Annotated in this window: 17 protein-coding genes and 1 pseudogene; 12 read left to right on the top strand and 6 right to left on the bottom strand. The window is 73.9% G+C overall.

Annotated elements, in window-relative coordinates; genetic code table 11:
* Both ACFXA3_RS10245 and mmuM read left to right on the top strand, forming a co-directional pair.
* Positions 1–320 (top strand): annotated as a pseudogene (locus ACFXA3_RS10245) (LLM class F420-dependent oxidoreductase); the annotation flags it as partial.
* Positions 321–336: 16 nt separating this feature from the next.
* Complete coding sequence (mmuM, locus tag ACFXA3_RS10240; RefSeq protein WP_385184581.1) at positions 337–1233, top strand: homocysteine S-methyltransferase; 897 nt, start codon at positions 337–339, stop codon at positions 1231–1233.
* Positions 1234–1324: 91 nt separating this feature from the next.
* Here the strand turns inward: mmuM and ACFXA3_RS10235 are convergent, their stop codons facing one another.
* Positions 1325–1747: a hypothetical protein gene (locus ACFXA3_RS10235; RefSeq protein WP_385184578.1), complete on the bottom strand. Its 423-nt coding sequence runs from the start codon at positions 1745–1747 to the stop codon at positions 1325–1327.
* Between the two features lie 214 nt (positions 1748–1961).
* Here ACFXA3_RS10235 and ACFXA3_RS10230 point away from each other — a divergent pair, with 214 nt between their 5' ends.
* From ACFXA3_RS10230 to ACFXA3_RS10200, 7 genes are all read left to right on the top strand, one after another.
* The gene (locus ACFXA3_RS10230) at positions 1962–3461 is read left to right on the top strand and encodes a 3' terminal RNA ribose 2'-O-methyltransferase Hen1 (protein WP_385184575.1); all 1500 of its coding nucleotides are present in this window, start codon (positions 1962–1964) and stop codon (positions 3459–3461) included.
* Positions 3458–6055 (top strand): polynucleotide kinase-phosphatase, encoded by a 2598-nt coding sequence (locus tag ACFXA3_RS10225; protein ID WP_385184572.1) that lies wholly within the window; start codon positions 3458–3460, stop codon positions 6053–6055. The genes ACFXA3_RS10230 and ACFXA3_RS10225 overlap by 4 nt, the downstream gene beginning before the upstream one ends.
* Positions 6056–6261: 206 nt before the next feature.
* Positions 6262–6729 carry a hypothetical protein gene (locus ACFXA3_RS10220; protein WP_385184570.1) on the top strand — a complete coding sequence of 156 codons (468 nt, stop codon included), beginning with the start codon at positions 6262–6264 and terminating at the stop codon, positions 6727–6729.
* A 100-nt stretch (positions 6730–6829) separates the two neighbouring features.
* Complete coding sequence (locus tag ACFXA3_RS10215) at positions 6830–8056, top strand: arginine deiminase (protein ID WP_385184568.1); 1227 nt, start codon at positions 6830–6832, stop codon at positions 8054–8056.
* A gap of 112 nt (positions 8057–8168) precedes the next feature.
* Positions 8169–9191, top strand: coding sequence for an ornithine carbamoyltransferase (argF, locus tag ACFXA3_RS10210; protein WP_385184565.1), 1023 nt, complete (start codon positions 8169–8171; stop codon positions 9189–9191).
* Between the two features lie 111 nt (positions 9192–9302).
* Positions 9303–10130 carry an enoyl-CoA hydratase family protein gene (locus ACFXA3_RS10205; RefSeq protein ID WP_385184562.1) on the top strand — a complete coding sequence of 276 codons (828 nt, stop codon included), beginning with the start codon at positions 9303–9305 and terminating at the stop codon, positions 10128–10130.
* A 4-nt stretch (positions 10131–10134) separates the two neighbouring features.
* On the top strand, positions 10135–12417 hold the full coding sequence (locus tag ACFXA3_RS10200; RefSeq protein WP_385184559.1) for a bifunctional salicylyl-CoA 5-hydroxylase/oxidoreductase: 2283 nt from the start codon (positions 10135–10137) through the stop codon (positions 12415–12417).
* On the opposite strand, the gene ACFXA3_RS10195 is transcribed toward ACFXA3_RS10200, so the two are convergent.
* The 5 genes from ACFXA3_RS10195 to ACFXA3_RS10175 all read right to left on the bottom strand — a co-directional run bounded on the left by ACFXA3_RS10195 (position 12375) and on the right by ACFXA3_RS10175 (position 16708).
* Positions 12375–12884, bottom strand: a complete 510-nt coding sequence (locus tag ACFXA3_RS10195; protein ID WP_385184556.1) for a hypothetical protein — start codon at positions 12882–12884, stop codon at positions 12375–12377. The genes ACFXA3_RS10200 and ACFXA3_RS10195 overlap by 43 nt on opposite strands.
* Positions 12881–13720 (bottom strand): GNAT family N-acetyltransferase, encoded by an 840-nt coding sequence (locus ACFXA3_RS10190; protein WP_385184553.1) that lies wholly within the window; start codon positions 13718–13720, stop codon positions 12881–12883. Before ACFXA3_RS10190 ends, ACFXA3_RS10195 begins: the two co-directional genes overlap by 4 nt.
* A gap of 41 nt (positions 13721–13761) precedes the next feature.
* Positions 13762–14145, bottom strand: a complete 384-nt coding sequence (locus ACFXA3_RS10185; RefSeq protein ID WP_385184550.1) for a hypothetical protein — start codon at positions 14143–14145, stop codon at positions 13762–13764.
* Positions 14146–14277: 132 nt separating this feature from the next.
* Complete coding sequence (locus ACFXA3_RS10180) at positions 14278–15084, bottom strand: PaaX family transcriptional regulator C-terminal domain-containing protein (RefSeq protein ID WP_385184547.1); 807 nt, start codon at positions 15082–15084, stop codon at positions 14278–14280.
* Positions 15085–15088: 4 nt separating this feature from the next.
* On the bottom strand, positions 15089–16708 hold the full coding sequence (locus ACFXA3_RS10175; protein WP_385184544.1) for an AMP-binding protein: 1620 nt from the start codon (positions 16706–16708) through the stop codon (positions 15089–15091).
* A gap of 137 nt (positions 16709–16845) precedes the next feature.
* Here ACFXA3_RS10175 and ACFXA3_RS10170 point away from each other — a divergent pair, with 137 nt between their 5' ends.
* From ACFXA3_RS10170 to ACFXA3_RS10160, 3 genes are all read left to right on the top strand, one after another.
* A complete protein-coding gene (locus ACFXA3_RS10170) occupies positions 16846–17955 on the top strand; it encodes an acyl-CoA dehydrogenase family protein (RefSeq protein WP_385184541.1) in 1110 nt (369 codons plus the stop codon).
* Positions 17952–18377, top strand: coding sequence for a RidA family protein (locus ACFXA3_RS10165; RefSeq protein ID WP_385184539.1), 426 nt, complete (start codon positions 17952–17954; stop codon positions 18375–18377). Before ACFXA3_RS10170 ends, ACFXA3_RS10165 begins: the two co-directional genes overlap by 4 nt.
* Before the next feature lie 89 nt (positions 18378–18466).
* The gene (locus ACFXA3_RS10160; protein WP_385184536.1) at positions 18467–19033 is read left to right on the top strand and encodes a hypothetical protein; all 567 of its coding nucleotides are present in this window, start codon (positions 18467–18469) and stop codon (positions 19031–19033) included.
* The last annotated feature ends 55 nt before the right edge of the window (positions 19034–19088 follow it).

The raw sequence follows: 19088 nt of genomic DNA, 5'->3' as shown, positions 1-19088 counted from the left end.
ACCGCCCGCGGCTTGCGGGCGGGGGGCGCGGGCCCCCCGAGGACGCCGGGCGGGGGGCGGACCAGCTCGTCTACTCCAACGCCCTCGTCGTGTGCGTCGGCAAGGACGACGCCGAGGTGGCCCGCCGCGCCGCGGCCATCGGCCGGGACGTGGACGAGCTCAAGGCCAACGGCCTGGCCGGCTCCCCGGCCGAGGTCGTGGAGAAGATCGGCGCCTACGCGGCCGTCGGCAGCTCCCGCGTCTACCTCCAGCTGCTCGACCTCGACGACCTGGACCACCTGGAGCTGATCTCGGCCCGGGTGCTGTCCCAGCTCGGCTGAGGGAGGCGGAGCAGCCGTGCCCCGCGCGTGCGGACCGCTCGCCGAAGCCCTGGCCCGCAGGACCGTGCTCCTGGACGGCGGGCTGAGCAACCAGCTCGCCGACCAGGGCTGCGACCTGTCCGGCGGCCTCTGGTCGGGCCGGGTGCTCGCCGAGCGGCCGGACCAGGTGGAGGCCGCGCACACGGCGTACGCCCAGGCCGGCGCCGAGGTGCTGATCACCGCCAGCTACCAGGTCGGGTACGAGGCCTTCGCCGCCCGGGGCCACGACCGCGCCGCGACCACCGCCCTGCTGCGGCGCAGCGTGGCCCTGGCCGCGCGGGCTGCCGAGGCCGCCGACCATGAGGTGTGGGTCGCGGCCTCGGTCGGCCCGTACGGGGCGGTGCTCGCGGACGGCTCCGAGTACCGGGGGCGGTACGGGCTGAGCGTGCGCGAGCTCGCCGCCTTCCACCGCCCCCGCATCGAGGCCCTGCTCGCGGCGGGCCCCGACGTCCTGGCCCTGGAGACCATCCCGGACGCCGCCGAGGCCGAAGCCCTCCTCGGCGTCCTCGCCGGGACCGGTGCCCGGGCCTGGCTGAGCTACACCGTGGACGGCGCCCGCACCCGTGCCGGCCAGGGCCTCCCCGAGGCCTTCGCCCTCGCCGAGGCCCCGGAGGTCATCGCCGTCGGCGTCAACTGCTGCGACCCCGTGGACGTGCTGCCCGCCCTGGAGGCGGCGGCCTCCGTCACCGGCAAGCCGCTCCTCGCCTACCCCAACGACGGATCCGTCTGGGAGGCGGCCACCGGCACCTGGCACGCACCGGCCGATCCGGCCCCCTGGCCCACGGGCGCCTGGACCGCCGCCGGGGCCCGCCTCGTCGGCGGATGCTGCCGCATCGGCCCGGCCCGCATCGCGGAACTGGCCGCCGGGCGCTGACCGCGCCCCGCCCGCGGGCCGCGCCCCGCCCGCAGGCCGCGCCCCGCCCGCAGGCCGCGCTCCGACCGGCTCCGCGGGCCGCCGGATACCGTTACAGGCCCCTGTGGTCCCAGCGTTCGCCGAGCACCCCGCCCCCCGACGCGACCAGCGCGGTCATCTCCTCCTCGACGGCCGCGAGTTCCACGGGCAGGTCCATCACGGCCAGCTGTTCGCCGTAGTGGACCAGCGCGGTGAGGAGCAGCTGGGTCCGGTCGGGATCCAGGGCGCACATCCGGCGTGCGGCGGCCACGGATTCGGTGCGCAGCGCGAGCGCTATGTCGGGCCGGTGGGCGAACTCCCACTGGCTGTACTGGAACAACGCGACCGCCAGCAGCGGCAGATAGGCCAACGGACTCACCCGGACCAGAACGCGGTAAGCGGCGACCTGCTGCCCGACCGGCAGCGTCCCCGATCCGAGGAGCGCCACCCGGGCTCGCAGCACAGCGTCGTGATTGATGTTCTCCGTGGGATTCATGAGAGAGATTCTGAAAGCCGCACCGGGGCCCAAACAAGGGCAATCGGCTGTGCTCTCGGTCCTACGAAAACCGCCTCTGACCTGTCATGATGGATACGTCTTCACCCCTGCGCCCGGATTCCGGCGGCCGGCTCGCCGCCACAGCGCCCGCAAGCCCGCCCGGGAGGACAAAACCCGTTGGTCCGACCGCTGGCGCCAGCACATACTCGAGCGCATGTTCCTGACGATCACCACCACCGGCACCGTCGCGGACCCGGCGACTGACCTGGGCTTTCTGCTGCACAAGCACCCCGGGAAGGCGCAGGCGTTCGCCACCTCCCACGGCAGCGCCCACGTGTTCTACCCCGAGGCCACGGCCGAACGCTGCACGGCGGCGCTGCTGCTGGAGGTGGACCCCGTCGCACTCGTGCGGCGCGGCCAGGGCAAGGGACGCGGGGGAGCACCCGACGCCGCTCTCGCGCAGTACGTCAACGACCGCCCGTACGCGGCCTCCTCGCTGGTCGCCGTCGCCCTCGGCAAGGTCTTCCGCAGCGCCCTGGCCGGCCAGTGCGCCGCCCGCCCCGAGCTGCCGGAGCGGGCCCGCCCGCTGCGGATCGAGATCCCGGCACTGCCCGCGCGCGGCGGAGCGGCGTTGGTGGACCGGCTGTTCGGCCCGCTCGGCTGGGACCTCGTACGGGCCGAACCGCTGCCGCTCGACGAGCAGTTCCCCGAGTGGGGCGACTCCCGGTACGTACGGCTGGTCCTGGAGGGCGAGCTGCGGCTCGCCGACGCCCTGCGCCAGCTCTACGTCCTGCTGCCCGTGCTCGACGACGCCAAGCACTACTGGATCGCCCCCGACGAGGTCGACAAGCTGCTGCGCGCCGGAGACGGCTGGCTGGCCGCGCACCCCGACAACGGCCTGATCACCTCCCGTTACCTCGCCCGCCACAAGCGACTCACCAGGGACGCCCTCGACCGCCTGGAGCTGGTCCGCCTCGCCGAGTCCGACGGCAGCGAGGTCGAGGAGATCGACAACGCGGTCGACGAGACCAGTGACACCGAGGAGCGGCCCGTACCCCTCGCGGTAAAGCGCCGCGCGGCGATCCTCGCCGCGCTGCGCGCCGCCGGCGCGGCCCGCGTCCTCGACCTCGGCTGTGGACAGGGCCAGCTGGTCCAGGCCCTCCTCAAGGACGTGGCGTTCACCGAGATCGTCGGTGTCGACGTGTCGATGCGGGCCCTCGGCACGGCCGCCAAGCGGCTGCGGACGGAGCGGATGGGGGAGCGGCAGAGCAGCCGCCTGCAGCTGCTCCAGGGTTCGCTCGCCTACACCGACAAGCGGCTGGCCGGCTACGACGCGGCCGTGCTGAGCGAGGTCATCGAGCACCTGGACCTGCCGCGGCTGCCCGCCCTGGAGTACGCCGTGTTCGGCGCGGCCCGCCCCCGCACCGTCCTCGTCACCACACCCAACGTGGAGTACAACGTCCGCTGGGAGACCCTGCCCGCCGGGCACGTCCGGCACGGGGACCACCGCTTCGAGTGGACCCGCGCCGAATTCCGGGCCTGGGCCGCGAAGGTGGCCGAACGGCACGGATACGCGGTGGAGTTCACCGCCGTGGGCGACGACGACCCGGAGGTCGGGCCGCCGACGCAGATGGCCGTCTTCACGCAGCTCACCGCGGACACCGCAGCCACCGCCACCACCACCGACACCCCGAAGGAGGGCGAGGCAGCATGACCAGCCCCACCAGCACCACCACCGACGGCAGGCGACGCGTACTTCCCGTCACCGACCTGTCCCTCGTCGTCCTGATCGGGGCCACCGGATCCGGGAAGTCCACCTTCGCCCGCCGGCACTTCAAGCCCACCGAGGTCCTCTCCTCCGACTACTGCCGGGGCCTGGTCGCCGACGACGAGAACGACCAGAGCGCCAGCAAGGCCGCCTTCGAGGTCCTCCACCACATCGCCGGCAAACGGCTGGAAGCCGGCCGTCTCACCGTCGTCGACGCGACCAGCGTGCAGCCCGAGGCCCGCCGGCAGCTCGTGCAGCTCGCCCGCCAGTACGACGTCCTGCCCATCGCCATCGTCCTCGACCTGCCCGAAGAGGTGTGCGCCGAACGCAACGCCGCCCGCCCCGACCGGGCCGCACTGCCCCGCGCCGTCATCCAGCGGCACCGCCGGGACCTGCGCCGCTCGCTGCGCGGACTGGAGCGGGAGGGCTTCCGCAAGGTCCACGTGCTGCGCTCCGCCGAGGAGGCGGACACCGCGGAGGTGGTGCTGGAGAAGCGGTACAACGACCTCACCCACCTCACCGGCCCCTTCGACATCATCGGCGACATCCACGGCTGCTCCTCCGAGCTGGAGACCCTGCTCGGCAAGCTCGGCTACGAGGACGGCGTCCACCCCGAGGGCCGCACCGCCGTCTTCGTCGGCGACCTCGTCGACCGCGGCCCGGACAGCCCCGGCGTACTGCGCCGGGTGATGGGCATGGTCGGCTCCGGCAACGCCCTGTGCGTGCCCGGCAACCACGAGAACAAGCTCGGCCGCCACCTCAAGGGGTCCAAGGTCCAGCGGACCCACGGACTCGCCGAGACGATCGAGCAGCTGGAGCGCGAGCCGGAGGAGTTCGTCCGGGAGGTGCGGGAGTTCATCCGCGGCCTGGTCAGCCACTACGTCCTCGACGGCGGCAGGCTGGTGGTCTGCCACGCCGGCCTGCCCGAGAAGTACCACGGGCGCACCTCCGGCCGGGTCCGCTCGCACGCCCTGTACGGGGAGACCACCGGCGAGACCGACGAGTTCGGCCTGCCCGTGCGCTACCCGTGGGCCGAGGATTACCGCGGCAAGGCGGCCGTGGTCTACGGCCACACCCCGGTCCCGAACACGGCCTGGATCAACAACACCATCTGTCTGGACACCGGCGCCGTCTTCGGCGGGAAGATGACCGCGCTGCGCTGGCCCGAGCGCGAACTGGTCGACGTACCGGCCGAGAAGGTCTGGTACGAGCCGGTCAAGCCGCTCGCCGCCGAGGCGCCGGGCGGACACGAGGGGCGGCCGCTCGACCTGGACGACGTCCGGGGGCGCCGGATCGTGGAGACCCGGCACCTGGGCAACGTCACCGTGCGCGAGGAGAACGCGGCGGCGGCCCTGGAGGTCATGAGCCGCTTCGCGGTGGACCCGCGGCTCGTCCCGTACCTGCCGCCGACGATGGCGCCCACGGCCACCTCGCACGAGGAGGGCTACCTGGAGCACCCGGCCGAGGCGTTCGCCCAGTACCGCAAGGACGGCATCGCCCAGGTCGTCTGCGAGGAGAAGCACATGGGCTCCCGCGCCACCGTCCTGGTCTGCAAGGACGCCGACGCGGCCCGGGCCCGCTTCGGCGTTGGGGGTACCTCCCACGCCGAAGGCAGTGGGGGAGGGCCGACCGGTTCCGTCTGCACCCGCACCGGACGGCCCTTCTTCCACGACCCCGAGGTCACCGAGGAGGTGCTCGCCCGGCTGCGCGGGGCCGTCACCGACGCGGGCCTGTGGGACGAGCTGGGCACCGACTGGCTGCTGCTGGACGGCGAACTGCTGCCCTGGTCGCTGAAGTCCACCGGCCTGCTGCGCAACCAGTACGCCGCCGTCGGCGCGGCCTCCCGCGCCGTCTTCCCGGACGCCCTCGCCGCGCTGGCCGCGGCCGCCGGACGCGGCATCGACACCGGCGACCTGCTCGCCCGCCAGCAGGACCGGGCCGCCGACGCCGCACGCTTCACCGACGCCTACCGGCGCTACTGCTGGACCACCGACGGGCTGGACGGCGTACGGTTCGCGCCGTTCCAGCTCCTGGCGGCGGCCGGGCGCTCGCTGGCCCGCGTACCCCACGACGAGCAGCTGTTCTGGCTGGACCGGCTGGTCGCGGCCGACGAGGCCGCCGGCACCGGGCTGCTGCGGCGCACCGCCCGGATCCTGGTGGACACCGCCGACGAGGACTCCGTGCGGGCCGGCACCGACTGGTGGCTGGAGCTGACGGCCGCCGGCGGCGAGGGCATGGTCGTCAAACCGCTCCAGGCGTACGCCCGGGACGGCAAGGGCCGTCTGGTGCAGCCCGGCGTCAAGGTGCGCGGCCGCGAGTACCTGCGGATCATCTACGGCCCGGAGTACACGCGTCCGGAGCAGCTGGAGCGGCTGCGGCAGCGGTTCCTGGGGCACAAGCGCTCCCTGGCCCTGCGCGAGTACGCGCTCGGGCTGGAGGCCCTGGACCGGCTGGCGGCCGACGAGCCGCTGTGGCGGGTGCACGAGGCGGTCTTCGCGGTGCTCGCCCTCGAATCGGAGCCGGTCGACCCCCGGCTGTGAGGCGGGGCCGGGCGCCCGGCCCCGCAACGAAGTAAAGGGGAAGCCCCTGTTCGGCCCGGAATTAGGTCGTTCGGGGGAACTTTCCCGGGGAACGCCGGGGAAACCACCGGCGGGATCGTTCATCCAGGGCAGCGGAATGTCCGCGACCCTGGAAGGACGGAACGTCACTTATGAAGATGACCGCGCGCGGAAGCATTGCGGCACTCATGACCTGTATGGCTGCGGCCGGCGCGGCCACCCCGGCCCTGGCCGACGCGGTGCCGGTCGGTGTCCCCCTGGAGGCCGTGAAGACCACGCTGGGCGTGGACACCCCGCGCGTGGCCACCGCGGTTCCGGTACCGGTCGTCGGCGCTCCGGAGGCCCCCCGGTTCCACAAGGGCGACCTGCTCCCCAACCCGGTCCTGCCGGCCGTGCCGATCGCCACCGAGCTCGGCAGCACCCTCGTCGGCGCGCCCGTGCCGAACCTGCTCGGCGACCCGAAGACCGACGGCGAGGGCACGCTGGAGACCCCGGCCACCGATCTGCTCACGAGCACCCCCGGTGCGGTCGTCGGCGCGCCGCTGACGATGCCGGACGGTGCGAACCACGGCATCCCGGACCTCGCCACCCCCAAGCTCGGCCTGACCGCCCCGGAGCTGATCGGGGCCCCGACGGCGCTCCTCGGTCTGCGCTGACCCCGCCGGGGACGCCGGGGCCGGCGGGGCCGCCGGTCGTGCCGGGCCTCCTGAGCGAACGCCACGTCAAAAAGCCGTCCGGTCTGCGAACGTGTACGCCATGGGATTCCATGTCGACTCCGAGACCGGGCGGCTTCGCCGCGTCATCCTCCACCGGCCGGACCTGGAGCTGAAGCGGCTCACACCGAGCAACAAGGACGCACTGCTCTTCGACGACGTGCTGTGGGTGCGCCGGGCCCGGCAGGAGCACGACGGCTTCGCCGACGTCCTGCGCGACCGCGGCGTGGAGGTGCACCTCTTCGGCGACCTGCTCACCGAGGCCCTGGAGATCCCGGAGGCCAGACACCTCGTCCTGAACCGGGTGTTCGACGAGAAGGAGTACGGGCCGCTCGCCACCGACCACCTGCGCGCGGTCTTCGACGGCCTTCCGGCGACCGGGCTGGCCGAGGCGCTGGTCGGCGGGATGACCAAGCGGGAGTACCTGGAGCGGCACGCCGAGCCGGTCTCGGTGCGCTTCCACGCCATGGAGCTGGACGACTTCCTGCTGGGTCCGCTGCCCAACCACCTGTTCACCCGGGACACCTCCGCGTGGATCTACGACGGGGTGTCCATCAACGCGATGCGCTGGCCGGCCCGGCAGCGCGAGACGGTGCACTTCGAGGCGATCTACAAGCACCACCCGCTGTTCACGTCCTCGGGGGCCTTCCACTACTGGTCGCAGGGGCAGGCGGACTACCCCTCGACCATCGAGGGCGGGGACGTGCTCGTCATCGGCAACGGCGCGGTGCTGATCGGGATGAGCGAGCGCACCACGCCGCAGGCGGTGGAGATGCTCGCGCGGGGCCTGTTCGCCGCCGGGTCGGCGAAGACGATCGTGGCGCTGGACATGCCGAAGCGGCGGGCCTTCATGCACCTGGACACCGTGATGACGATGGTGGACGGAGATACGTTCACTCAGTACGCGGGCCTCGGCATGCTGCGCTCCTACACGATCGAGCCGGGCGAGGGCCTGCAGGAGCTGAAGGTGACCGACCACCCGCCGGAGCACATGCACCGGGCGATCGCGGCGGCCCTGGGGCTGGACTCGATCCGGGTGCTGACCGCCACGCAGGACGTGCACGCGGCGGAGCGCGAGCAGTGGGACGACGGCTGCAACGTGCTGGCCGTCGAGCCGGGGGTGGTGGTGGCGTACGAGCGGAACGTGACGACCAACACGCACCTGCGCAAGGAGGGCATCGAGGTCATCGAGATCCCAGGCAGCGAACTGGGGCGCGGCCGGGGCGGCCCGCGGTGCATGAGCTGCCCGGTCGAGCGGGACCCGGCCTGACCCCGGGACCCGGCCCGACGCGGAGGAAGGCGGCCGAGGGGGGCTGTATATCAATACAGGGGATCGTATAGAGTTCCAATATCCCCTGTTAGCACGACCCTGGAGCGCCCCCATGGCCACCGACCTCGCCGGCCGCAGTTTCCTCAAGGAGCTCGACTTTTCAGCCGCCGAGTTCCGCGGCCTGATCGAGCTCGCCGCCGAACTGAAGGCGGCCAAGAAGGCCGGGGTCGAACAGCGCCGCCTCCAGGGCCGGAACATCGCCCTGATCTTCGAGAAGACCTCGACGCGCACCCGCTGCGCGTTCGAGGTGGCCGCCGCCGACCAGGGGGCCCACACCACCTACCTCGACCCCGCCGGCTCCCAGATCGGCCACAAGGAGTCGATCAAGGACACGGCGCGGGTGCTGGGCCGGATGTTCGACGGCATCGAGTACCGCGGGGACAGCCAGGAGGCCGTCGAAGCGCTCGCCGAGCACTCCGGAGTGCCGGTGTTCAACGGTCTCACCGACGACTGGCACCCGACCCAGATGCTGGCCGACGTGCTCACCATGACCGAGCACTGCACCAAGCCGCTGGACCGGATCGCCTTCGCCTACCTCGGCGACGCCCGCTTCAACATGGGCAACTCGTACCTGGTGACCGGCGCGCTGCTCGGCATGGACGTGCGCATCGTCGCGCCGAAGGCGTACTGGCCGGCCGAGTCCGTGGTGGCCCGGGCGCGCGAGCTCGCGGCCGCCGGCGGGGCCCGGATCACGCTGACCGAGGACGTCGCCGAGGGCGTGGCCCAGGCGGACTTCGTCGCCACCGACGTGTGGGTGTCCATGGGCGAGCCCAAGGAGGTCTGGGACGAGCGGATCGCCGCCCTGGCCCCGTACGCCGTCACGATGGACGTGCTGCGCGCGACCGGGAACCCGGACGTGAAGTTCCTGCACTGCCTGCCCGCCTTCCACGACCTGGGCACCAAGGTCGGCCGCGAGATCCACGAGCGGCACGGGCTGGACTCGCTGGAGGTGACGGACGAGGTGTTCGAATCCGCGCACTCGGTCGTCTTCGACGAGGCCGAGAACCGGCTGCACACCATCAAGGCCGTGCTCGTCGCCACCCTGGCCGGGCCGGACCGGGGTCCGTCCGCATAGCCGTCCGGGCCCGTCCGCATAGTCATGCGGGCGTCGCCGGCGGGCATCCCGGGTCACCCGCGTGTCGCGTTTCTGTGACGGAAGTCAGGATGCGGTGATACCTTCGACGGTGTGAGCCCCTTCATCGGTTCCACGGCAGCGACCGAACGGTGGCGCCACCTGCGGGTGACCCGGCAGGACGGCGTGGCCACCGTCACCCTCGACCGCCCCGAGAAACTCAACGCCCTCACCTTCGGCGCCTACGCCGACCTGCGCGACCTGCTCGCCGAACTCTCCCGGGAGCGGTCCGTGCGCGCCCTCGTGCTCGGCGGCGAGGGGCGCGGCTTCTGCTCCGGCGGGGACGTCGACGAGATCATCGGCGCCACCCTCGGCATGGACACCGCCCAGCTCCTCGACTTCAACCGGATGACCGGCCAGGTCGTGCGGGCCGTCCGCGAAGCCCCCTTCCCGGTGATCGCCGCCGTCCACGGGGTCGCCGCCGGAGCCGGAGCCGTCCTCGCGCTCGCCGCCGACTTCCGGATCGCCGACCCCACCGCCCGCTTCGCGTTCCTCTTCACCCGCGTCGGCCTCTCCGGCGGCGACATGGGCGCCGCGTACCTGCTGCCCCGCGTCGTCGGCCTCGGCCACGCCACCCGGCTGCTGATGCTCGGAGAGCCCGTACGCGCCCCGGAGGCCGAGCGCATCGGCCTGCTCAGCGAGGTCACCGAGGAGGGCAAGGCCGGCGCACGGGCCGCCGAACTCGCCGCGCACCTCGCGGCCGGCCCCGCCCTCGCCTACGCGCAGACCAAGGCACTGCTGACCGCCGAGCTCGACATGCCGCTGGCCGCCGCCGTCGAGCTCGACGCCAACACCCAGGCCCTGCTCATGAACGGCCGGGACTACGCCGAGTTCCACGCCGCCTTCACCGCGAAGCGGCCCCCGGAGTGGGAGGGCAGGTAGCGCCATGGCCGCGGGCACCATGCCGGCCGGCAGCACCCGGCCCGCCCTGCGGGTCGCCGTCGTCGGCGGCGGACCGGGCGGGCTGTACGCCGCCGCACTGCTGGCCCGCCAGGGCCACACCGTCGAGGTCTGGGAACGGGGTGCCCCCGAGGACACCTTCGGTTTCGGCGTGGTGCTCTCCGACGAGACCCTCGGCGGCATCGAACGGGCCGACACCGTCGTCTACGCCGCCCTCGGCGCGGAGTTCGTCCGCTGGGACGACATCGACATCGTGCACCGGGGCCGGCTGCTGACCTCCGGCGGACACGGCTTCGCCGCCCTCGGCCGCCGCAGACTGCTGGAGATCCTCCACGAACGCTGCGCCGGACTCGGGGTCACGCTCCGCTTCCGCACCGCGGCGCCCGCCGCCGCGGCCCTGGCGGCCTCGTACGACCTGGTCGTCGCGGCCGACGGAGTGCACAGCGCGACCCGGCAGAGCGGCGCCGCCCACTTCCGCCCGACGCTGACCGGCGGGCGCTGCCGGTACATCTGGCTCGCCGCCGACTTCGCCTTCGACGCCTTCCGCTTCGAGATCGCGGAGACCGAGCACGGCGTCATGCAGCTGCACGCCTACCCGTACTCCGCCGCCGGCTCCACCGTGATCGTCGAGATGCACGAGCAGGTGTGGCGGGCCGCCGGCTTCGACCTGTGCGACGAGGCCGAGTCGGCCGCCCGCTGCGCCAAGATCTTCGCCGAGGCCCTGCGCGGCCGTCCGCTGCACGGCAACCGCTCGGCGTGGACGGAGTTCCGCACGGTCGTCAACGAGCGCTGGTCGCACGGCAACGTGGTCCTGCTCGGCGACGCGGCCCACACCGCGCACTTCTCCATCGGCTCCGGCACCAAACTGGCGGTGGAGGACGCCCTCGCGCTCGCCGAGGCCGTGGCCGCGGAGCCGGACGTGCCCGCCGCGCTGGCCGCGTACGAGAGCGCCCGGCGCCCGGCTGTCGCCTCGACCCAGCGGGCCGCCGCCGCCAGCATGCGCTGGTTCGAGGAGCTCGCCGGGTACGTGGACCAGCCCGCCCGGCAGTTCGCCTTCAACCTGCTCACCCGCAGCCGCCGGGTCACCCACGACAACCTGCGGCTGCGCGACGAGCGGTTCACCCGGGCCGTTGAACGGGACTTCGGCTGCCCGGACGAGCACACCCCGCCGATGTTCACCCCGCTGAAGCTGCGCGGGCTGACTCTGCGCAACCGCGTCGTGGTCTCCCCGATGGACATGTACTCCGCCCAGGACGGCGACGGCACGCCCGGGGACTTCCACCTCGTGCACCTGGGCGCCCGGGCCCTCGGCGGAGCCGGCCTGGTCATGACCGAGATGGTCTGCGTGTCCCCCGAGGGCCGGATCACCCCCGGCTGCACCGGCCTGTACACGGCCGGGCAGGCCGCCGCCTGGACCCGCATCGCGGACTTCGTGCACGCCTGCGCGCCCGGCACCGCGCTCGGCGTCCAGCTCGGCCACTCAGGTCCCAAGGGCTCGACACGGCTCATGTGGGAGGGCATGGACGACCCGCTCCCGGAGGGCAACTGGCCGGTGGCGGCCGCCTCCGCACTGCCCTACCGGCCGGGCGTCTCGGCCGTCCCGCGGGCCCTGACCACCGAGGACCTCGCGTCGGTCCGCTCCGATTTCGCGGCCGCCGCCGTACGGGCCGCCGACTGCGGGTTCGACCTGCTGGAACTGCACTGCGCCCACGGCTACCTGCTGTCCGGGTTCCTCTCCCCGCTGACCAACCACCGCACCGACGCCTACGGGGGCCCGCTGGAGAACCGGCTCCGGTTCCCGCTGGAGGTCTTCGACGCGGTCCGCGCCGTCTGGCCCGACGACCGCCCGATGACCGTCCGCATCTCCGCCACCGACTGGGCCCCGGGCGGCACCTCCGCACAGGACGCGGTGGACATCGCGGCCGCGTTCGCCGCCCACGGGGCCGACGCCATCGACGTGTCGACCGGCCAGGTCGTGGCGGACGAGGCCCCCGAGTACGGGCGCTCGTACCAGACCCCGTACGCCGACCGGATCCGCAACGCACTGGGCATTGCGGTCATCGCCGTCGGCGCCATCTCCTCCTGGGACGACGTGAACTCCCTGCTGCTGGCGGGCCGCGCCGACCTCTGCGCGGTGGGCCGCCCCCACCTGTACGACCCGCACTGGACCCTGCACGCGGCCGCCGACCAGTCCTACGAAGGCCCGGCCGCACCCTGGCCCGCCCCCTACCGCGCCGGCAGCCGCAAACCCCCGTCCGGACGCGGTTGAGCCGGCGCCACCCGCCCGGCGTCGGGCACCGGGCACTCGTGGCACCGGCACGGCCGCGGATGCGGCCGGTCCGGCCACCGCCCGCCGCGCAGCTCCCGGGCGCGGGCCTCCAGCCGGGCCGCCGCCAGCGCCGCGTCCGCCGCGGCCGTCGCGCCCCAGAACCCGGACCAGCCGGCGGCGCGCAGCACGGCCGGGCCGTGCACCAGCTTCGGCCGGAAGGTGTGCAGGTGGCGGGTGTGGACGTACTGGGACACCTGGCGCCGGGTATGCCGGGGGCGCCCGACGACCAGGCACACGTCCCCGCCGTCCAGCGTGTCGAAGACGTGGACCCGGGCACCGCCCGCGAAGGTCTTCGTACCCGGGCGCAGGCCCTGGCCGCCCTCGCCCCCGCGGCGCCACTGCACGACGTTCGCCGCCAGCATCCACAGGGGTCCGGGGGCCTCCTCGGCCCCGTCCGGCGTGCTCATACGGCGGCCAGTTCCACGCGGTCCTCGACCGGGGTGTAGCCCAGGCGCCGGTAGAGGGCGTTGCTCGTCGGGTTGGCCAGGTCCGTGAAGAGCAGCACCTGCGAGGCGCCGGCCGCGTACGCCGCTTCGCTCACCGCGTGCGTGACGCCGGCGGCGTACCCGCGGCCGCGGAGCTCCGGCGGGGTGTAGACCGGGCCGACCCGGGAGACCGAGCCGATCACCCGGAAGAACCCGGCCATCGACACCGGTGTCCCGGCGTCCTCCCAGAGCAGCGCGCCCCCGTACGAGAGCCGGTCGCGCAGGAACGCCTCGGAGGGGCCGCCCGGCTCCCCGGTCTCCCGCTTGAACGCCCCGGCCCAGTCCAGCAGCAGCGGGAGGTCGGCCGCGGTCGCGGTCCGGACCCGCCCGGCCGGGGCGGGGTCCGGGGCGAGGAGACCGGCGAGCCGGTGCAGCCGGAGCTCCTCGGTGACCTCGCTCGGCCGGCCCCAGGCCGCGGCCAGCACCTGCGCGTCGGCGCGGCGGGCGTTGAGCGCGCCGACCCCGGCGAGCAGCGGCTCGGTGGCGAACGCGGCCCCCAGCGCGTGGACGGCCTCCCGCGGCAGCGCGCCGATCAGCAGCGGATACGGCGGGGTGCGCAGCAGGGCGCCGGTGACGCCGCCGTCGGCGGCCGTCCACCAGCCGAAGAACGGCTCGGCGGACCCGTAGGCGCCCCGGCCGGTCCGCTGCAGTGCGTCGGCCGCCGTCAGCAGGGTGGTGTTGGTGACGGGCTCGCGGGCCACTGCCGGGCCCGCCGCGGCGAGATAGGCCGCCAGGTCATGGGTGAAGGTCCACGTCATGGCTCATGATGGCGTCGCACCGCCCGCCCGCGCACACGGATTTACGAGGGCAGCCAGGCCGGCCACCACGGCGGCACGTTGTCGGTCCCGCACAGTCCGGAATCCCCGGGGTACCCGTCCAGGGTGCCCCTGACGGCGAAGTACCAGACCACCACCGCGGCCAGCACGGCCAGGATCGCCGCGGCCCGCACCGGCAGCGGCAGACGGCGGGTGAGCAGGGCGAGGACCAGCGCGAGGGCCGCGCAGCCCGGCACCAGGAACAGCATCTCGAAGCTCAGCTCGAACTTCCCGCCGGCCTCCCAGCCCGCGTCGCAGTACGCGCGGGCGTTGGCGGCGAGCCGCGAGGCCGAGAAGCCCGCCACGGCGCCGGTCAGCGCCGCCCCGGCGAGCTGGAGCCGCGCGGCCCGCCGCCCGGGCGGTGCCACGGGCGGCTGGTACCAGGTCACCGGCGGGGGCGGGGTCTGCGGAGGGTACGACGACCGCCGCGGGGTCGGGAGCGGTGGCGGCGGAGGAAGATCACGTTGTGTCACAACCCCTGGTGACGCGGCCGCCGTTGGCTACGGTTCCAGGAACCGCGCACCGATGTCCCGCAGCCGGACGTGCAGTTCGGCGAAGACGGCCGCCGCCCGGTCGCCCGGCCAGTCCGCGGGCAGCAGTTCGCGCGGCAGTCCCGGGTCGGCGTACGGCAGGCGCCGCCAGGTGTCCAGGGCGAGCAGGTAGCCGCGGTAGGCCTCCTCCGGGGTCGGCGCCGGGCCCGACTGCAGGGCCCGCAGCGCCGGCTCGTGCAGGTCGAGGAACTCCTCGTGCTGCTTGGCCAGCGAGGTCAGGTCCCACCACCGGGCCACCGCCTCGGCGGTCGGGGCGAAGCCGAGGTGGCCGCCGCGGAACAGCTCCACGTACGGCGTCAGGTGCAGCCGGTCCAGGGTGTGCCCGGTCTCCTCGTACAGGTGGGCCGGGGCGATCCACACCCCCGGCGCCACCGCGCCGAAGCCCAGCCGGGCGAGCCGCGAGCGCAGCAGGTGCCGCTTGTGCCGCTCCTGCTCCGGTACGGAGAACACCGCCAGCAGCCATTCGCCGGCCGGGTGCGCGTCGCGGTCGCCGTAGATCCGCCGGTCGCCGTCGTCCAGCAGCTGCTGCGCCTCCGCGGAGAGCTCGTACCCCGCCGAACCGTCCGCGGCGCGCGCGGGCAGCAGGAAGCCGCGCCGCTTCAGCCGGGACACCGACGAGCGGACCGACGGGGCGTCCACGCCGGCCGCGCCCAGCAGGCGGACCAGGGCCGACACCGGGACCGGGCCCGCGAAGGCCCGCCCGTAGGCTCCGTAGAACGTGACGATCAGGGATCGCGGGGTGTGCTGCTCGACCACGGCATCACTCTAGATCGCGCAGCCGGAACCGCTGCAGTTTTCCGGTCGCGGTGCGCGGCAGTGCGGGGACGAAGACGAACGCGCGGGGGCACTTGTGCGGGGCCAGTTCCGCCTGCATGAACGTGCGCAGGGCCTCCTCGGTCAGTGCGGCGCCCGCCCGCAGGACGGTGTACGCGACCACGATCTGCCCGCGTCGCTCGTCCGGGCGGCCCACCACCGCGGCCTCCACCACGTCCGGGTGGCGGATCAGGGCTTCCTCCACCTCCGGGCCCGCGATGTTGTGGCCCGCCGAGACGATCATGTCGTCGGCGCGGGCGACGTAGCGGAAATAGCCCTCGGGATCGCGGACGTAGGTGTCCCCGGTCAGGTTCCAGCCGTCCCGTACGTACTCCTCCTGCCGCGGGTCCGCCAGGTACCGGCAGCCCACCGGGCCGCGCACGGCCAGCAGCCCCGGCTCGTTGTCCGCGACCGGGCGCCCGGAGCCGTCCACCACCTGCGCCTGCCAGCCCGGCACCACGCGGCCGGTCGTCCCCGGGCGGATGTCCTCGTCGGCCGCGGAGATGAAGATGTGCAGCAGTTCGGTGGCGCCGATGCCGTTGATGATCCGCAGTCCGGTGCGCTCGTACCAGGCCTGCCAGGTGGCCGCCGGGAGGTTCTCGCCCGCCGAGACGCAGCGGCGCAGCGCCGACAGGTCGTGGGCGCCCACGTCGTACGGGCCCAGGGCGTCCAGCATCGACCGGTACGCGGTCGGGGCGGTGAACAGGACCGTGACCCGGTGTTCGGTGAGCGCGGGCAGCAGCCGGCGCGGCACCGCCTGGTCGAGCAGGAGGGCGGAGGCGCCGGCCCGCAGAGGGAAGACGACCAGGCCGCCGAGGCCGAAGGTGAAGCCGAGCGGCGGACTGCCGGCGAAGACGTCGTCGGGGCGGGGGCGCAGGACGGTGCGGGAGAAGGTGTCCGCGACGGACAGCAGATCGCGGTGGAAGTGCATGCACCCCTTGGGGCGGCCGGTGGTGCCCGAGGTGAAGGCGATCAGGGCCACGTCGTCGGCGGAGGTCTCGACGGCGCGGAACGGCGCCTCGTGCCGGTCGGCGAGCCGCAGCAGGTCGTCCGGTGCCTCGCCGCCGTACGGGGTGATCCGCAGGCCGGGCACTTCCGCCTTGGCCAGGTCGTCCAGCGCGTCCACGTGGCACAGCGCGTGCTGCACCCGGGCCATCGCACAGACGGTGGCCAGTTCCTGCGCCCGCTGCTGGGCGAGGACCGTCACGGCCACCGCGCCCGCCTTCATCACCGCCAGCCAGCACGCGGCGAGCCAGGGGCCGGTGGGGCCGCGCAGCAGCACCCGGTTGCCCGGGACCACTGCGAGGTCGTCCGCGAGGACGTGGGCGAGGCGGTCCACGCGCTCGCGCAGCCCGCCGTACGACCACACCTCGCCGGTGCCGCTGCGGAAGGCGGGGCGGTCGGGCCCGTACCGGTCGATGGTGGCGTCGAGCAGCTCGGCGCCGCAGTTGAGCCGGTCGGGGTAGGCCAGCTCGGGGAGCTCGAACAGCAGCCGCGGCCAGGCGTGCGGCGGCGGCAGGTGGTCGCGCGCGAAGGTGTCGGCGTGGGCGGAAGGCTTGAGCTCCAAGGCGGGTTCGCCCCCTTGCAACGGCAGCGGCCCCCGGGCGGGGACCGAAGTGGCGGAGCAGGCCGTGCACGTGCAAGACGAGCGTATCGTGATGGTGACGGCAGTCAACAGGACGCGATAGAAGCGGGGATGTTCGGATGACCGGATTCGCGCTCGGGGCGGAACAAGAGGAGTGGTGCGGGCAATTGCGCGCGCTGGCCGCGGACCGGCTGCGGCCGCTCGCGGAGAAGGGCGGGCCGGGCCGGGTCAACCGTCCGCTGCTCGCGGCGCTGGGCGAGCTGGGCCTGCTGGAGCGGGTCTTCACCTCGGGGGCGCTGGAGCTGTGCCTGCTGCGGGAGTCCCTCGCGTACGGGTGCACGGAAGCGGAGACGGCCCTCGCGCTCCAGGGCCTGGGGGCGCATCCGGTGCTCCGCTCGGGCACGCCGGAGCAGCGGGGGCGCTGGCTCCCGCGGGTCCGGGCCGGGCAGGCGGTGGCGGCCTTCGCACTGAGCGAGCCGGGGGCGGGCTCGGACGCGGCCGCGCTGGCCCTGGAGGCGGTCCGGGACGGGGACGGCTGGCGGCTCGGCGGTGAGAAGTGCTGGATCTCCAACGCCCCCGAGGCGGACTTCTACACCGTGTTCGCCCGGACCGGCGAGGGGCCGGCGGCCAAGGGGATCACCGCCTTCCTGGTCCCGGCCGACCGCCCGGGCCTTTCGGGTGAACCCCTGGACATGCTCTCCCCGCACCCGATCGGCCGGCTGGCCTTCGACGGGGTCCCGGTCGGCCCGCAGGACCTGCTCGGCGAGCCCGGCCGGGGGTTCCGGGTCGCGATGGACACCCTGAACCGGTTCCGGCCCAGCGTGGGCGCCTTCGCCGTCGGCATGGCCCGGGCCGCGCTGGACGCGACCCTGGCCTACACGGCGGCGCGCCGCGCGTTCGGCGGGGTGCTCGGGGACCTCCAGGCGGTGGGCCACCGGGTGGCCGAGATGGCCACCCGCACCGAGGCGGCCCGGCTGCTGGTCTACGCGGCGGCGGGCGCGTACGACGCCGGCGCCCCGGACGTCCCGCGCCGCTCGGCGATGGCCAAACTGCTGGCGACGGAGACGGCCCAGTACGTGGTGGACCACGCGGTCCAGCTGCACGGAGCCGTCGCCCTCCAGCGCGGCCACCTGCTGGAGCACCTGTACCGGGAGGTCCGGGCGCCGCGGATCTACGAGGGCGCCAGCGAGGTCCAGCGCACCATCATCGCGAAGGAGCTCTACCGGTGAGCCTGGAGCGGATCAATCCGGCGGAGCTCTCCCCGCCGACGGGTTTCTCCCACGCGGTGGCCGCCACCGGCTCCCGGCTGGTGTTCCTGGCGGGCCAGACCGCGCTCGACCCCGCGGGCAAGGTGGTCGGGGACACCCTGCCCGAGCAGTTCGAACGCGCGCTGGCCAATCTCCTGGCCGCCCTCGCCGCGTCCGGGGGCGCTCCGGCGGACCTGGCCCGGGTGACCGTCTACACGGTCGACGTGGAGGCGTACCGCATCCACGCGTCCGAACTCGGCCGTATCTGGCGCCGGCTGGCGGGCCGCGACTACCCGGCCATGGCGGTCATCGGGGTCGTCCGGCTCTGGGACGGGCCCGCCCTGGTCGAACTGGACGGTATCGCCGTACTCGGAACGGCCCAACTCGAGTTGCCGGATCGCTGACCAGGTGCTTTTGACAGCGACGCAGAGAGGGGTGAGGGTGGAAATGACCTTTTTGTAAGGAATGTCTCAATCCTCGGAGGTGCATGGTCATGCGCCGTGTGATCACCGCAACGGTCGTGGCAGGAGCCGCGGGCCTCGCGCTCGGCCTGATGCCCGTCGGCGGGGCGTTCGCCGCCGGTCTCCCTCAGACCCAGCAGAACAACACGGGATGGTGCTCCGACAACTGGCGCGGTGGCAACAACTGGCGTGACTGCTGCGACTCCTCCCGCTGGCACGACTGGAACGACCGGCCCAGCTGGTGCTGGTCCAACGACTCCTGGAACAACGGCCGCCACGACAACGACAACTGGAACGGCAACTGGAACAACGGCCGTTGGAACGACAACCGCTCCGACCATGACAACCGCAACGACAACAACTGGGGCAGCGGCCACGACAACGGCTGGAACGGCAACGGATCCGGCCGCGACAACGGCGGCGGCGGATACGGCGGCGACGGCGGTGGCGGCGGCAGTGGCCACGACGGCGGTGGCGGCGGCGGTTACGGCGGTGGCGGCGGTGGCGGCGACGGCGGTGGCGGCGGCTACGGTGGCGGTGGCGGTGGCGGCGACGGCGGTGGCAACGGCGGCGGGGGTGGCGGTGGCGGCGGCCACTAGCCCCCCGTCGGCATCGACTGATCCGGGAAGTCCCGGGCCCCGCGAGGCCCGGGAC

It is taken from the genome of Streptomyces sp. NPDC059456 (genome assembly GCF_042750055.1).
Classification (GTDB): Bacteria; Actinomycetota; Actinomycetes; order Streptomycetales; family Streptomycetaceae; genus Streptomyces.
Note: the sequence above shows the minus strand (reverse complement) of the source record. Positions and strands in the feature narration are given on the sequence as shown.